The sequence below is a fragment of the bacterium genome (assembly GCA_035281585.1).
Classification (GTDB): domain Bacteria; phylum UBA10199; class UBA10199; order DSSB01; family DSSB01; genus DATEDP01.
In genome coordinates this window covers 20,716-36,532 of the sequence record DATEDP010000137.1, presented here as the reverse complement: position 1 = coordinate 36,532, position 15,817 = coordinate 20,716, and the positions used below count along the sequence as shown (strand labels likewise).

Below are 15,817 nucleotides of genomic sequence, written 5' to 3'. Positions count from 1 at the left end.
TCCTTACCTAGAGTGACTCGATTGGAGATCTCGAGCCGTTGCCTCTCCTCCACCTCCCTGGAGAAGAGCAAAACCCGCGCCTCACGAGGGTTTTGATCAGACCTTTTAAAAGATCAGAATTCCTTTCCGGTCTCGCGGTAACCGTCGGTGACCTGGGCGCGGCCCTTAGGGCCGCGCCCGGCCCAAACGTCACCCGATTTTGGACGATCGACTTTTCAAGCCTCTTCCGACTCGTCGGACCGCGGTCGCCTGTCGACGGCGGCTGGCAAGCGCCACTGCCAATCCCAGGCCGGCTAGCATGCCGACCCCAATCGGCGAGGGATCTCCCGCCGAAGCAGGGTTGAGCGCGCAACCCGAGCCTTCGAAGAAGAGACCTTCCTCGCCGCCCACCGGTCCGCCTGGCTGTTCGCCGCCAACGGGAGAGTCAACCGGCGGCTCGCCGCGCGGAGTTCCCGGCGGGGTGGGGTCGGGCGTCACGCTGGGCGTCGGCTCGGGATTTCCACACTCCGGGATCTCGTCGTTCACGCAACCCGATTCGGTGTTGCAGGAGTCCTCGGTGCAGACTTCGCCGTCGTCGCAATTCAGGGTCACACCGCCGCAAACCCCCTCGGCATCGCATTGATCGTCGATGGTGCAAGCGTCGTTATCGTCGCAAGTGGCTCCGGTGTCGATTTCGCTGTTGTCGCAGGTGCCGGAGTCCTGGTTGCAGCTGTCGACGGTGCAAGGATCGCCGTCGTTGCAGTCGGCATCGAGGGAGCAGCCGCATTCGCTCAGGTCATGCTCGCAGAGCCCGGTGCCTTCGTTGCAGCTGTCCTCGGAGCAGCTGCGCTCATCGGCGCAGTCCTTTTCGGTTCCGGGATTGCATTCGCCCTCGGAGCAGGTGTCATTCTCGGTGCAGGGGTTGCCGTCGTCGCAGCCGAGCTCATTGTCGGTCGAGACGCATTCGCCGTCGCCGTTGCAGGTATTGGTGGTGCAGACCTTGCCGTCGTCGGTGCAGGGCGTGCCGGCCGGGTCGTTGCAGCTATCGGTTTCCTCGTTGCAGCTGTTGGCGCATTCGCCGCCGGTGCCGCAGGGGTCGCCGGCATGGACGCTGCAAGTCCCGCCGCCGCAAGTGTCCGAGCCGTTGCAGAAGAGGCCGTCGTCGCATTCATTCTCGTTGTTGCTCCGCTCGCACTGGTTCTGGTCGTTGCAGAACTCGGTGGTGCATTCATTGCCGTCGTCGCAATCGCCGTCGGTGACGCACTCGCATTCGCCGGTCGGGTTCTCGCATTCGCCGGTGCCTTCGTTGCAGCTGTCGGGCGTGCAGGAGACGCCGTCGTCGCAGCTCTTGGGTGTGCCGGCGCAGTCGCCGCCCGAGCATTCGTCGTCGAGCGTGCAAGGGTTGCCGTCGTCGCACTCGGCATCGTTGTTGTGGGAAACGCAGGCTCCATCCCCGTTGCATTCGCCGGAGGTGCAGGCGTTGCCGTCGCCGTCGTTGCAGGAGGTTCCGGCCTCGTCGTTGCAGCTATTCGTCTCCTCGTCGCAGCTGTCGGCGCATTCGCCGCCGGCCGCGCAAGGATCGCCGGAATGCTTGCACTCCCCGGCATCGCAGGATTCGGTGCCGTTGCAGAAGAGACCGTCGTCGCAGGAGTTGCCGTTGTCGTTGGTGTAGACGCATTCTCCTTGGACGCAGGCATTGTCGGTGCAGGCGTTGCCGTCATTGCAGTCCGAGGCTTCGTCGCATTCGCAGCTCGAGGTGTCGAAGCTGCATTGACCGTCCTGCGGGTTGCAGGAGTCGACCGAGCAGCTCAATCCGTCGTCGCAGGTCTTCGGCGTGAAAACGCAGCCGCTTGCCGGATTGCAGCTGTCGGTGGTGCAAAGGCTGTTGTCGTTGCAGGTCAGGCTGGTGCCGGCTTGGCAGGTGCCGTTGCCGCCGCAGAACTCGTCGCCGTTGCAGGCGTTGCCGTCGTCGCACTCGTTGTCATGCTGGCAAGGCTTGCAGTTGGGGATGAAGGAGGAGCCGCAAAGGCCTTGCTCGTTGCAAGCTTCGACCGTGCAGGGGTTGCCGTCGTCCTCGCATTGGATCACTTCAAAAATCGAATCGAAGATCGCGGTTAGACCGGAGGCGGTCGGCGAGATGAACCAATCGTCGCCGTCGGTGTTCTCGGCGTTGATCTGAGTCGAGCCGCAAACGCTCGAAGTGCAAAAGTTGTCGCTGGAATTGCCGCTGGCGATCGAGGCGCCCAAGGCGCGATTGTCATTGTCGGCGGTGTTGGCTCCGGCATTGTCGAAGCCGATGGCGAAAATCCGGACCCCGGCGCCCTTGGCGTTGGTCGCGGCGGTCAGGGCCGAGCTATCGGGATTGGTCGGCTCGTTGGGATCGAAATCCGAGATTAGGATCAGGATGTTCTGATTGCCGTTATTGTTGTTGATCAGGTGGTCTTTGCAGACGTTGATGGCATCCTTGACGTTGGTTCCGACGCTGCTGCCGCTGGCCAGGGCGTTGTTGATGCTGGTTTCGAAGGTTCCGAGGTTGCCCGGCGTGACGGTGGCGATGGACTTGACGATTTCGGCCTCGAGGCCGCCGTTGCTGCCGTCGCCAAAGCGGCCGATGGCCACCCGGGTTCCATTGTCGAGATTGGCGATCTGACCGACCAAGGTCTTGGCGGCGGTCGCCTCGTTGGTGCGCTCGCTGGAGGACACGCTTCCGGTCCGATCCAGCATGATGCAAACGTTAACCGCTTGTTGTCCGCATTCTTCGGGCTCTTCTCCGCCTCCGCCGGTCGCCCACGCGCTTGGCGAGCCGGCTCCGGCGATAAGAATCCAAGACAAACAACAGCCCAGCAGGATGCGGATACACGCATCCATTCGATATCGACGTTCCATGGTTGATACCCTCCCTGAGAAACCTGGTCCGCTAGACCTATTCAATTGTTGGAGTGCGCTGACGCCCGATTGAGCGAGGGGGATGCTGCCCGGTAATGCTTTCGTCCTTTCCCTCGGATAACCTTGGCGTCCGCCGGGTACGAGCCGACGGACATTCTCAGTATGAGCAAATGGGGTACCAGGGCTCGACTCAGCAAGTCATCGGCTATTCAAAGACTTGATTTATATATTATTTATTTTTTTAACCATTCCAGATGAGACAAAAATTTATCGTAAATTATGATAATTTATGTCATGGAATTGACGAAAATCCATCGTTGACGTCACCCGCTTGGCCCTTTACCTTTTCGCGGTGGAGATCGCCGCCTATCAGTTCTTTCTGCGCAGCAAGGTCCTCTTTCAGCCCGGCTTGGCCCGGGATTTTTCCAATGAGCTGGGTCAGCTCGGGGTCGCCAAGCTCTTCCTGGTCTGCGATCCCTTCTTCGCCAAGAACGGCTTGGCTGAAACGATCAAGCAAGGGATCGAAGCCGCCGGCGTCGAAGTGGTCGGTTTATTTTCCGAGGTCCCGCCGAACAGCGAGCTCAAGACGGTGCAGGATTGCGCCCGAAAGGCGGAGGAGGCCGGCGCCGAGGGTCTGGTGGTGTTGGGCGGAGGCTCGGCGATCGACACCGCCAAGGCGGCCAATATCCTGCTGAGCTTGGGCGGCGATCTGGTCAACGACTACTCCGGCTCCCAGACCATCACCCAGGACCTCAAGCCTTTGATCGCCATTCCGACGACCGCCGGCACCGGCAGCGAGGTCACTTCCTCGGCGGTGATCTATGACGCCGCCAATCGGCTGAAGCTTTCCTTCAATGACTCCCATCTGGTTCCGACCTTGGCCTTGCTCGATCCGGAGCTGACCTTGACGGTTCCGCCCGCAGTCACCGCGATGACCGGAATGGACGCGATGACCCACGCGGTGGAGGCGGTCACCAGCATCCAAGCCAACCCGATGAGCGAGGCCCTGGCCCTGAAGGCGATCGAGCTGCTGCGAACAAACTTGCTCGAGACGGTGCGCGACGGCTCCGACCCGGCTCGCCGCGGAAATTTGATGGCGGCGGCCAACATGGCCGGCATCGCCTTCGACCACGCCATGGTCGGCGTGGTCCACGCCATGTCTCACGCCACCGGCGGCATCGCCCACGTCCCCCACGGCATGGCCAACAGCATTTACCTGCCCTATGGCATGGAGTACAACCTCGAGGTCGCCGCCGCCGGCTACGCCCGGATGGCGCCGGCCTTCGGCTTGGAGGTTTCGGGCGACGAGGAAGCCGACGCCCGCGCGGTCATCCGGGCGGTTCGCGACCTGCGGCTCGAGCTGCACCGGGCTTGCGGCCTTCCCCAAACTCTCCGCGAGGCCGGGGTCAAGGAGGCCGACCTGCCCGAGATCGCGCGCCTTGCGGTCGAGGACGGCACCAGCTTTTTCAATCCGCGCGAAGTCACCGAGGAGGAAGTCTTGGCGAAAATACGGGAGGCTTACTGATGGCTTATTTTCAATCGACGGCCGAGCTGCAAGAGGTGCTGGGTGGTTTCTTCGATCGGCTGTTCAGCGATCCGGTCATCGGTCCCAAGCTGAAGGCAGCCAAGCTCAAGATTCAATTCAATTACAGCGACCCCGATCTGAGCATCGCCGCCGATACGGCCGAAGAGCCGGTGCGGCTGAGGTTCAACGACGCCGAATTCAAGCCCGACGTCCAGATGAGCATGAAGGCCGACGTGGCCCACCGCTTCTGGCACGGCAAGGTCAACTTGGTCATGGCGCTGGCCCGGCGCGAGATGTCGGCCAAGGGTCCGATCCCCAAGATCCTCAAGCTGCTGCCGGCGATCAAGCCGGCCTACCAGCTCTACCCGCGTTATCTGGAAGAGAAAGGCTACGGCCGCCTGGCGCTCAAATAAGCCTTGATCGGGAAAGGCTATCTCGCTAATTCACGCCTCATGCTCAATCACGACCTCACCCCCGAACAAGAAATGCTCCGCAAAACCGTTCGCGACTTCGCCGAGAAGGAGATCAAGCCGGTCCGGCAGAAGCTCGACGAGAAAGAGGAGTTCAGCCTCGATATCACCCGCAAGATGGGCGAGCTTGGGCTCTTCGGCATGACGGTCGACCCGAAATACGGCGGCCAGGGGCTCGACTATCTTTCCTACGTCCTCGCCGTCGAGGAGGTGGCCCGAGTCGACGGTTGCCAAGCCGCGACGATGGCAGCCGAGAACACCCTCGGCATTCTGCCGATCTACCGTTGGGGCACCGAGGCCCAGAAGCAGAAATACCTGCCGGCGCTTTGCAGCGGCGAAAAGCTCTGGGGCTTCGGTCTCACCGAGCCCGACGCCGGCAGCGACGCCGGCAACAGCAAGACCACCGCCCGGCTCGAAAACGGCCATTGGATCATCAATGGCAGCAAGATCTTCATCACCAATGCCGCCAACGCGATGACCGCCGGCGTCAGCGTCCAGGCCGTCACCGGCCGGGACGGCGACAAGAAGGAAATCAGCTGCATCATCGTCGAGCAAGGGACGCCGGGCTACACCGCCCGCGAGATGCACCACAAGCTGGTCTGGCGCTCCTCGAATACCGCCGAGCTTTACTTCGAGGATGTGAAAGTCCCGGAGGAAAACCTGCTGGGTCGCCGCGGCGAGGGTTTCAAGATGATGCTGACCACCTTGGACCATGGCCGGCTCGGCATCGCGGCGATGGGCGTCGGGGGGGCCCAAGGGGCCTTCGAGGCCGCGCTCGACTACGCCAAGGTCCGCAAGACCTTCGGCGTGCCGATCGCCAAGCATCAAGCCATCGCTTTCAAGCTCGCCGACATGGCAACCGAGATCGAAGCCGCCCGGACCCTGCTCTACAAGGCGGCTTGGCTCAAGGACCAGGGCCGGCCTTTCACCAAGGAAGCGGCGATGGCCAAGCTCTATGCCTCCGAAGTGATGAATCGGGTGGTCAACCACGCCGTCCAGATCTACGGCGGCTATGGCCTGATGGAAGAGTATCCGGTGGCCAAGTTCTTCCGCGACCAGAAGCTGCTCGAGATCGGCGAAGGCTCGAGCGAGGTCCAGCGGATCGTGATCTCAAGGCATTTGGGTTGTTAACGCCGTTTCTTGAAATACCCCGACAAATCGAAGAAGCCCTCGACCCCGGCCGGCCATTTCGGCACTCGGGCCTCGGCCGCCTTGTCGCCGGCGACGTGGTAGACCCGAACCCGCGAGGTGTCGACGCCCAAGGTTTCGGCTTGGTCCAAGAGCTCGCGGGTGCGCAGCGGATTGATGTGAATCGGCGGGATGCCGCCTTCGATCAGGAAGACCGGCGGCGGATTCTGGCCCTTGGAGGCCATCAGCAGGGCGCCGTGGCGCAGGACCTGGGTGGCCCGGGCCACGCTCATCAAGGGATTTTCGCCCTGGGTGTGGCGCCAGAGGTCGACATGGTCGGCATAAGTGTCGCCGGTGAAGGAGAGGGCCAGCCGGCCTGCGCGGACATCGGGCCGGTCATAGATTTCAAAGCCGATCGCGGGGACCGGGTGGAAGGAGTATTCGGGCCGCAGGTGGAGGCCGAGCAAGTTGGTGAAACTCTGGGGATAGAGCGGCACGAAGTTCCAGGAAACGTTTCCACCGATGGCCAGCTCATATTGGCGGCGCAGCATCCGGTTGATCGTCGGCGTCGTGTAGACCTTGAGATCGGGCCGGGATTGGAGCAGCTGGGGGACCGCATTGCCGTAGTGATCGGTGTGGCCGTGGGTCAGGAGGATGCCTTGCAGCTTGCTTAGGGGCAAGCGGTGGCGGCGGAGGAATTCCACGGTGCTCGAGGGCGGATCGACGACCACCGCTTGCCCGCCGTTCCAGAGCAGGAAGCCGCTGGTCTCCTCGCGAAAAGTGAAGCCGTGGCCGGTCCCGATCGGCCATATCGCCGGGCGGCCTTCGCTCAAAACCTTGCGCCGGGCCCTGGTCAGCTCGGGCGAGTGGAGCTCCTCGCTCGCCGGCGGGGGCATGGGATGGTCTTTCAGGTCGAGGACGCCCTGGGAGGTTCCCGATTCGAAGATTTCGTAGCGGAGCGGGCCGAGCTTGACCACCCGCACCTCGCCGTCGAGATATTCGCCGGCTTGGTTCAGGTGAGAGATGCGGCGGAGCGTCTCCGGCGCCTCCGCCGGAAAGCCCCGGCTGATCTCCTCGCCCATCCGAGGACGACCGACCGCTCCGGCCGGGTATTCGCCCTCGACTTGGGCGGTCAAAGCCTCGCTTCGCGGCCCTTGATAGGATAGGTCGAGGAATTCGCGGAGCCGCTGGGCGGTCGGCGCGTCGGGCGCGACCAGCGCGCACTCCATCCCGCGATTGACGTAGTACATGTACTGCATGAAATCGGCCGGCAGCAGGCCGTCGTGGCGCGGGACGTAGTCGAGGTCGAAAATATAGGTCCGGGGCAGGTGCTCGCGGATCTCCTCGGCCGGGATTTTGTATCCGTTGGCTTGGATGAAAATTTCGTAGAGGTCCTTGTTGGTCCACATCGGGACGCCGAACTGAATCCAACCGGCCGCGGTCCGCGCCAGCACGCCGCCGCGGGGCAGGGCCCGGATTTTCTCCGGCGGCAGCGAGGGCGGGCCCGAGGACTCGCCGGCCCGTGAGGCCGAGCTCACCAGGCGCAAGCCGCCGCTGCCTTTGTGAGAAGTCGAGGTCATCTGCAGCACTTCGGGAAGCGGAGGGCCCAGGAGAGCCGGATTGGCCAGGGAAAGGGCAGGCCCCGACCGAAGCTCCGCCGCGAGCTGCCGCGACTGGAGCTCGAGCCCGTTTTCCCAGCGCGACCAATTCGCCCCGAAGGCCCGGCGGCTCAGGTTGCCGGCGACATGAAACTGCACCAGCATCGCCGCCGAGTCGAAGAGCAGCTCGTCGAAGCTTTGGGTCGGCCTGAGCCCAAGACCCATTTCCAAGCCGTGGCCGAGCAGAATGCCGGCGTAGAGCGCGAGCGTTGGTTCCAGGAATTCCCTCCCCTTTGGAAGGGGAGGGCCAGGGAGGGGTAGAGCGTTGGCAGAGACGCCGAAGCTTGATGTCGCTGCAGCGGTTCTACCTCCCCCCAACCCCCTCCTTACAAAGGAGGGGGTAGCTCCGACTAAGCGCATCGCTCCTAGCGCGATGAAGCTCGATGTCAATTCCCGTCTTAAAGACTCACCGCTCCAGTCCAAGGGCCGGTCCAGCATCGCGTCGGCCGCTCGATGAGCCAAGGTGAAAGCCGGAGCTTCGGCGAGGAAGCCCAGGGTCGAAGCCAACGGCGAGGCCAGGCGTCCCCGGGTTAGAGCCGACGCCGGCGAAGCGGCGAAGCGGCTCAAGGCTCCCAAGCGGGCTAGCCGAAAAACGGCGCCGGCGGCGCCCATCGCGAAGAGGGCCGAAGGGTTCGTGACTTCGCCGCCGAAACGGCGAAACAGGACTTCGGCTCGGGCGCCGATCGGCGCTCCCTGGCCATTCAAGGCGGCTTGGCGGATTTGAGCCCGGTGCCGCAAATCGGCCGGGACGGAAGGAAGCTCTTGCAAGGTTTGAAGGACCTGGAGGGCGAGTGCCTCATGGCCCTGATGCTCGAGGCGGGAGGCCAGGCCGAGGAGTCCCATGGCTTGCAGCTCGGGATCGCTCTCGGCTCCCAGCGATTCGAGCTCGCGGCGGGCGGCCGCCGGTAGACTCGGACCCAGCCTTTGGCGGAGTTCGCCAAAGCTCGGAGTGTGCGCCGCTGCGGGTCCAACTCCTGATACTAGCGAGGTGCCTCGCGGAATGGCGGCCGACGTTGTGCCGTTCTCACCCATCGGAACCGGTTTCCCTCGATGAGGGCTTGTCGTGGGAGTCTAGGGAAGGTTGTGGAAAAACCTTATTGTTTTTTTAGGTAAAATTCATTGGAGGAAAGGGTTTGCGACCCATCCTTCAAGTGGAAGGTCCAGCGGAATTTGCCGTAGCTGGGCTGCTCTCGGCCCTCGCAGCGGAGGACTTCGCTGGGCAGGCCGAAGCTCTTTTCGCTTCGGGGGGCGGTGGGGCAGGCCTGCCAGCGGCCGCGGCGGAACAGCTCCAGCCGCAGCTCCTGGATCAGGGCGGGGTCGAAAGCCTCCGGCCATTCCCAGGTGAAATGGAGCGTTTCCCCCGGCAAGTAATCGTTCCGGTCGCTGGTCAGGCGGACCGCTGCCTGGGGATCGAGCACTCCCACCAGCTTGCGGGGACCCCGGGGCTCGGCCCATTGCCGAACCGGGCCGACGTCGACGTGGACGAAGTCGAGCGGGCCGTAATAACCGAGACCGCCGAGCTTGAGGCCGGCCAGATAGTCGCGCAGCGTTTCCTCCCGGATCTCGTCGATGTGGATGTCGAGGGCTTGGCCTTGGGTATGGAGGCTGACCGGGCTCACTTTGTGGCCTTGGCGGAGGAGGGACTGGTTGAGCTCCTGGCGCCGGTAGCCGGAAATGATCTCGATTTGATCGGCTTGGAAGTGATCCTGGAGGTGGTCGAGCAGGTCGAGGAGGCGGGGGTCGATCGCTTTTTGCTCGAAGTTGTCGCGGGAGCGGAGCAGGGCCTGGAAAGCTTTTAGGCCCTCGGGATCCAGGTTTTCCCCTTTGCGGAAGGTCACTTCGGCGAATTCATTCAAGTGATAGTTGTAGATGCGAACTTGGCCGTCGCCGCGGGGCCAAGACCCCTCTCCCGGCCTTCGGCCACCAGCAAGCTCGGAATGGCTAACACTATCCAAAGGTTTGCCTGGCGACATTAAGTCGTCAGTTTGCCCTTTGGCTCCCGCGAGGGGAGAGGGCAGGAGTCCAAGGGTCATGCAAAAGATTGCAAATAGGCGGCGCATAGCTTTCAAAACTAGCGCCTGACGCGCCTTGTCATCAAGCATTTGATTTTTCACAACATTTGAGTGAGGGCGCCGATATTTCCGATAGACGGTGCAGGGTGCATCGGGGGTTGATTTTAGGGGAAGTCGTGTTGGTCCAATCCTTGAAAAAAATTTTCCTTCTCTTCGGGCTTCTCAGCTTGGCGGCTTGCGCCGGCGAAGCGCCGCAAGTCAGCGGCGTCGTGGCCATCGCCAACTACGAGACCGTGGCCTGCGTCGGCCAGCAGAAGACCCTCCAAATCCGCAATAACAACACCTCCGAGCCGCAGCGAATCCAGGGCGTTCACTTCGAATTCGGCACCAACGATTTCGACGCCCAGGGCAAGCATCCGGAGACGCTGAAAGAGGGCGAGTCCTACTTCCAATTCTTCACGGTCGATGAGGTTTCGGTCGGCAATACGGTCAAGCAAGCGGTCGGCAACATGGTCCAAGAGATCATCATCCCGCCCGGCGGCATCATGACTGTGAAGGCCAGCTACAACCCCAAGGTCGTCACCCAAGGGGACGGCTATCACAACACTTACCTCGACGTGGTGTTGAACGGCCCCAAGCTCGGCGTGATGCAGATCGAGCTGCGGGGCAAGGCCGCCACCGCGGCCGAAGGCTGCACGACCGACGGCGGGGCCGGCCAAGAGTTCGACGTGCTCGCGGTGAGAACCACGCTGAGCCACAAGGATCTGCCGGAGCCGGTCCTGACCGACCTCGTTGTCGCCGACTCGGTGACGGGCACCCTCAAGCTCACCGAGCTCTCCGGCGGCAACGTCCAAATTCTCAAGAACAACTGGCCGAAGGTCACCTTCCCGCTGCCCGACGGCGCGCCGCTCGAGTCGCTGGAGATCTCGCTCGAAGAGGACACCGGCCAAGCGCCACTCGGCGCCGACGGCTCCCTGACCTTCGAGGGCACGGCCTTCAACGGCTCTAACGTCATCCATCTCACCGGCCTGAAGCTGACCACCGGCAGCGTCACTATCGACAGCAGCCAAGCGCCCAACGTCCATGGCGGGACGATCACCTTCGAGGGATCGCCGTTGAGCGCCGAGGGCGAGATGAAGCTGGTCGTCGCCGCGCCGCTGCTTGGAGATCCGCTGGAGGATACCGCCCAAGTCGGCGGCGGCGTCTTCGGCATGGAAATCACCTTTAAGAAAAAGTAAGGCTGTTTCTGGATCGGCTTGTCATCCTGAGCGGAGCGAAGGATCTACGACCCATCAAGAGAATGTTTGGCACCAAAGCTCCTTCGTGTTCTCGGACTCTCCTAAATTGACACGAAGAAAATGGGCATTTCAAAAACCTTGGCCAGTCGCAGATCCTTCGCTCCGCTCAGGATGACATTGGCCGCTCAGGATGACAAATTCCCCAAAACCCCTAGCAACTCCGGCACTTAGCTACCGATAGATTCGGCATCTAGGATATGAACGGCTCGGGGCACATTCATCCCGGCCCGGGCTCGACCGCCTTGGGCTGGACGGTTTTACTCAACGCGGAGCAAGCTTCGGCCCATCCGGCGGCCACTCTCGTTGCCGCCCTCGGCGACCGGCTTTCGACTTCCCTCGATCCCACCGCTCAACGCGAATTGCAGAGCCTGGCTGGCGAAAACGATCCCGGCCTCTGGGCCCTCGCTGTACTCAATCTCGCCGATCGCCTCCAGCAGCGGGGAAAGGCCGAAGGGGCGCGGATCTTGTTTCAAGCCTTGGCGGTCGAGGGGCCGGTCCCCGAGGATTTGCGAGCCCCGGTTGAATTGGCCCGGCGCCGCTTCGCCGCCGCCCAGGGCGATGGAAACGTCGGCGACCGCGCCGAGGGCTTGGCCCGCGGCTTTTGGCGGGAGGCCTCCGATCCCTACAGCCTCTTGGGCTTCGCGGTCGGCGGGACCGTCTTCCGGCTGAGTCAGGCCGCGCTCGGCTCGCGTTTGCTCGCCGCCGCTCCCGGCCCTTTAACTCGCGGCTGGGGAGCCAAGCTTTTCACCCAAGCCGGCGCCTTCGGCGCCGAGCTGCCGGCCTTCGTGTTCAGCTCCAAGGCCGCTCGGCATTGGAGCCAGGAGCCGCAGGATTGGCATCCGAATGTTTTGGGCGAGGAGCTGCTCGCCGCCGGCCTGACGCTGTCCTTCTTGAAGGGGGCCGGCGGCTTCAGCCGGGCCTTGGGCGGTGGCCGAGCCATTCAACAATTGAGCCTCTACGGCGGAATCCTGCTCGCTCAAGGCGTCGAGGGCCGCTGGGGTCTGCGCCCCGAAGTCACCGGCGCGGCCGCCCATCTCCAGGCCTTGGCCACGCTGCTTCAATTCAATGTGGCCGGGCGGATGAGCGACGGGATTTTGGGAGAGAGCTACCGGAAAGCGATGCAAGGCATCGAGTGGCGCCGCCAAACCATGGATCGCCAATGGATCGCCGAAAAATCCTGGGAGCTGTTTCCGCAATACGTCATGAGCGCCGGTTCGGGCGATGGAAAGGGGCCCGGCGACAAGCAGGGGCCCAAAATCGTCGAGCTCTTCCCGATGGCCCATGAAGGGACAAGAAGGCCGTCGCCGGCGCCGATCGACCCTGATCAGGCCCTGAGCCGGGCCCGAGACCTCGCCTATGAGGCCGCCGAATGTTACGCCAAAATTTTGGAAAGCTTGGCGAGCTTCCGGGCCGCCGCCGAGCTTCGGGCCAATATGATGGAAAGGCATCGCGGCGAGCCCCGGACGATTCCGGAGCTGACCGAGCTCATGGCCGATTGGCGCCGGAAGTTTCATGAGAATCTCGACCAGGGCCAGCGGCTCGTTTCGCAGCTGCGCGAGCTCCATTTCGTCACCGCCTCCAGGCCGGCGCTCCACGAGCGGGCGATGTCCGTGCGGCACAAGATCGACCGGATCGGCGGCGCTTCCTCCGGTTTGGCGGCGGGTTTTGAAATCATCGAGCGGAACTTCGCCCGGGGGAGCCTCGAGGAAACCTTGAGGCTCCTCGCCAACTGGAGCTCGCTCTTTCCCGAAAAAACTTGGCCCCAAGCCGTCTTTCCCATCGACTTCGCGTCGAACCCGGCCCAGGGCCTTAAAGTGGCTCGCCTTTCCGGGATGATGTACGGCGCTTTGGCCAAGGAAGTCTTGCGCGGCCTCCACCGCTTCTCGCCGGAACTGGGCTTGGATCCCCGCTCGCCTCGGGCCAAGGATCCCGACGAAGCTCCGCGGCTCCTCACCGCCTTGCTGAAGGCCGGCAACCGGGATTATGCCGAAATTTTGCTGAATCACGCCTCGCCGCCGGCCTCGCGAATGCCGTCCTTGCCCGGAGAAACCCTGCGATACCTCGGTAGCCACGACCAGCCTTTCCGTTCTTGGTTCAGCCTCCATCTTCCGGCGCTCATGCTGCAGCATCGCGGCCGAAGCATCGAAGTGCGGGAGAAAATCAAGGCCATCGAGTTTTTCATGAGCCCCAAGGCCCGCGAGGCCAATCGTTGGATCCTCGATTGGCTGCAAAAGGCCTTGGAAAGAGACGGGCATCCTCGGGAATGGGCCGCCGAGGTCGCACCGAATGATTGGACCCGCTTGGTCCTCGCTCAACTCAATGAAACCGGGCCGTTGGCGATCTTCGCCCATTCGATCGACGCCTTCATTTGCCACTGCGCCGAGCCCGTCCGGGCTCTGCGGAAAGCGATGGCGGCGCCGGAGGAGATTCGGGAGGATGTCGTTTCCTTGACCGGCGCCTTGACCGGCGCCTACCTCGGGCGCTCGGCTTTCGGCGCCGCCTGGCTGCTGCCTTCGGTCAACCGCGCCTTCCCGGATCGGAAAGCCAACCGCAAGCTTCAAGACTCCTGGCTGCTCGACACCGCCCACATGGCCTTCGAGCGGAGCGCCCAATTGACCCTGGATTACAGCGCCGCCCTTCGGCCGCCGGTGTGGAGCATCGATTCGCCTCAAGGTCCCGTTCAAAATCCGGTCTGGGCCGCATTTAGCCGCGGCTTGCTCGAGCGCCAGTCCCGCATTGAGTCCCTGCTTGAAGGGGCGATGAACACCGCGGCCGAGTTCGTGGCGGCGCCGCCGGCCGCGGTCCAAGGCCAGCACTATTTCCAGTTCTACGATTTCTTGCATCGAGAGCTGAAAAAGATTCATCCGATCTTGAAGGAGCTGCGGCAATATGTCGATGGCGCCCGAAGCCGGCTGGATGAACTGGGACTTCGCGAAGACTCGGCATCGTGGAAGGCCATCGAGGCCAAGCTGGAGCGCTATGACGAAGCGGTCACGGCCCACGGCATGCTCTTGGCGGTGGCCCGACTCAACCTGGACAGCATCGGTCATTTCAGCAGCCCGGAGCAGGTGAAAGCGGCTTTCCTGGAGCAGATCCAACGCTTCGACCGGGCTTATGGCATCGTCGATCGCGCCCAGCCGGAGATCCGCGGCGACTGGGTTCGCCGGCTCGCCGGAACGATGGCGAACGAGGCCAAGCGTGAAAAAATCGTCCAACTTTGGCGGCAATGGTCCCAGGAGAAAAAGCTGAATCCTCCGGCCAGTGAAAAAAGCAGCCTCGAATACACCCTGGAGTCTTGTCCCACCTACCTGCTCTCGGACTTGGCTTACTGGGCCGAGCATGAACCGATGATGGCCAAGGCTTGGCTTTCGCGGCTTGGTTTCTTGCCCAGGAGCTCGGCGCTGTTGCGCGATTCCGAAATCCAAGATCTCTTGGGCGGCCGGCCGCCGGTGAGCTTCGACCGAATTGAAGCCGAGGAAGGCATTCTTTACCACTATGCGGTCTACGGCTCCCGGGTCTTTCCGGAAAGCTACCGGGCTCTCGGCCCGGCCGAGCGGAAGCTATGGCGGGCCCGAATCGAGCGCTTGCCGCCGCTCCTGCTCCAGTCGATGCTCCAGCCCGGGCTTCGGCCCGAAAGCTTTTTGTTGATGGCGGCGGAGTTGGGGCTTTCGAAGCTGGGCTTGCCGATCGATCCCCGCTAAGCCATGGATTAGCAACCAATTTCGGGGCTCGCCGACAAAGCTCCGATTCCATTTGATCAAGAGGGCACTATGTTTGTCGAAACCGACCCGGTTTGCCGGGATATTTCCGAAATCCATCCATCCGAGCTGTTATGCCGGCAGGCCCCCGAGGAGCCTTTGGCCTGTTCCGAGTCTTCCGAAGCCGGAAAGAGCTACTTCGAAAAAAGCCGGGATCTCGGCGGGAAGCTCAACCAGACGGTGCGTAGCGCCTTTGCCGCCGAGATTTTCAAATCTCCGGCTTTTTCCAAACCCGAGGAAAGTTATGGCGACCCTTGGGCCTATAGCTTGGGCGGCTTGGCCTTGAGCGCTCTCGGCGGCTTGACCGGCTGCTCATCGACCACGACCACGAGCGCCCCTTCGGCCATGGCCCAGGGCGCCGCCGCCATTCTCAGCAGCGGCAGCTTGCGCGGGCGCTATGACCTGCTGGGCGATCCGAAAAAATACGGAACCATCTATTTCTACCGCCAAAGCTATTCTTCGATGCCGGACATGGACCCGGGCCTGGAGTCGCTCGAGCCATACAGGGCGGGGATGGAATATCAACGGCATATCGTGGATTCGCTGGAGCTCTTTATGCCGAAGCACGTCTTCGTCGAGGATTTGCCCATCGACATTCCCGCCGGCGATCGAGAACCCTTGATGAATTTCATTCGGGACGGCTTGGGAGATTTCAAGAATTTCTTCTCCAAGCACGACCTTCCTTCGGAGCGGGAGCCGAACTACTTTCGCCTGCTGGCCATCTACAAGCAGGCTGCGCTGATTTATGCTTACAACCATCCCGAAGTCGCTCTCCATCGCACGATCGATCCGGGGGAAAGCGATGAGCTGATGGATCAGTTGGCTCGAGTTTGGAACTCTCATCAAGGCAATCCGGACGCGGTGCGCAAGGACCCTGAGTTTCATCGATTGATGTTCACCCTCCGCGAGGCTTATGCGGTCCGCGAGATCATGAAATTTTACAAGGATCATCCCGGCGAGGACATCGCCCTGATCTTCGGCAAGCTGCACAGCTTTTGCGACAACTTTCAGGCGATCGGTTTCATGCCACGCATCGCCTCGATCTGGTGGGACGAAACGACCGATACGGTTGCGATTCCCAAGGCCTGCGAATAATTCTCTTT

The 15,817-nt window shown here is 62.5% G+C and carries 9 protein-coding genes; 6 read left to right on the top strand and 3 right to left on the bottom strand.

The window, feature by feature from the left end:
- Positions 1-189 precede the first annotated feature (189 nt).
- Positions 190-2,811 (bottom strand): vWA domain-containing protein, encoded by a 2,622-nt coding sequence (locus VJR29_12590; protein HKY64245.1) that lies wholly within the window; start codon positions 2,809-2,811, stop codon positions 190-192.
- Between the two features lie 385 nt (positions 2,812-3,196).
- Here VJR29_12590 and VJR29_12585 point away from each other — a divergent pair, with 385 nt between their 5' ends.
- From VJR29_12585 to VJR29_12575, 3 genes are read left to right on the top strand one after another with little or no spacing between them, the layout of a single operon-like run.
- Positions 3,197-4,390, top strand: coding sequence for an iron-containing alcohol dehydrogenase (locus tag VJR29_12585; protein HKY64244.1), 1,194 nt, complete (start codon positions 3,197-3,199; stop codon positions 4,388-4,390).
- The gene (locus tag VJR29_12580; GenBank protein ID HKY64243.1) at positions 4,390-4,803 is read left to right on the top strand and encodes an SCP2 sterol-binding domain-containing protein; all 414 of its coding nucleotides are present in this window, start codon (positions 4,390-4,392) and stop codon (positions 4,801-4,803) included. Before VJR29_12585 ends, VJR29_12580 begins: the two co-directional genes overlap by 1 nt.
- A 39-nt stretch (positions 4,804-4,842) precedes the next feature.
- The gene (locus VJR29_12575) at positions 4,843-5,991 is read left to right on the top strand and encodes an acyl-CoA dehydrogenase family protein (GenBank protein ID HKY64242.1); all 1,149 of its coding nucleotides are present in this window, start codon (positions 4,843-4,845) and stop codon (positions 5,989-5,991) included.
- Here VJR29_12575 and VJR29_12570 read toward each other — a convergent pair.
- Both VJR29_12570 and VJR29_12565 read right to left on the bottom strand, forming a co-directional pair.
- Positions 5,988-8,678, bottom strand: coding sequence for an MBL fold metallo-hydrolase (locus VJR29_12570; GenBank protein ID HKY64241.1), 2,691 nt, complete (start codon positions 8,676-8,678; stop codon positions 5,988-5,990). The two genes, VJR29_12575 and VJR29_12570, sit on opposite strands and share 4 nt — an antisense overlap.
- A 62-nt stretch (positions 8,679-8,740) precedes the next feature.
- Positions 8,741-9,619, bottom strand: coding sequence for a DUF882 domain-containing protein (locus VJR29_12565; GenBank protein ID HKY64240.1), 879 nt, complete (start codon positions 9,617-9,619; stop codon positions 8,741-8,743).
- 215 nt (positions 9,620-9,834) lie between these two features.
- On the opposite strand from VJR29_12565, the gene VJR29_12560 reads away from it, so the two are divergent.
- From VJR29_12560 to VJR29_12550, 3 genes are all read left to right on the top strand, one after another.
- Positions 9,835-10,896 carry a hypothetical protein gene (locus VJR29_12560; GenBank protein ID HKY64239.1) on the top strand — a complete coding sequence of 354 codons (1,062 nt, stop codon included), beginning with the start codon at positions 9,835-9,837 and terminating at the stop codon, positions 10,894-10,896.
- A 257-nt stretch (positions 10,897-11,153) separates the two neighbouring features.
- Positions 11,154-14,657, top strand: coding sequence for a hypothetical protein (locus tag VJR29_12555; GenBank protein ID HKY64238.1), 3,504 nt, complete (start codon positions 11,154-11,156; stop codon positions 14,655-14,657).
- Positions 14,658-14,726: 69 nt separating this feature from the next.
- Positions 14,727-15,809, top strand: a complete 1,083-nt coding sequence (locus tag VJR29_12550) for a hypothetical protein (GenBank protein ID HKY64237.1) — start codon at positions 14,727-14,729, stop codon at positions 15,807-15,809.
- Positions 15,810-15,817 lie beyond the last annotated feature (8 nt).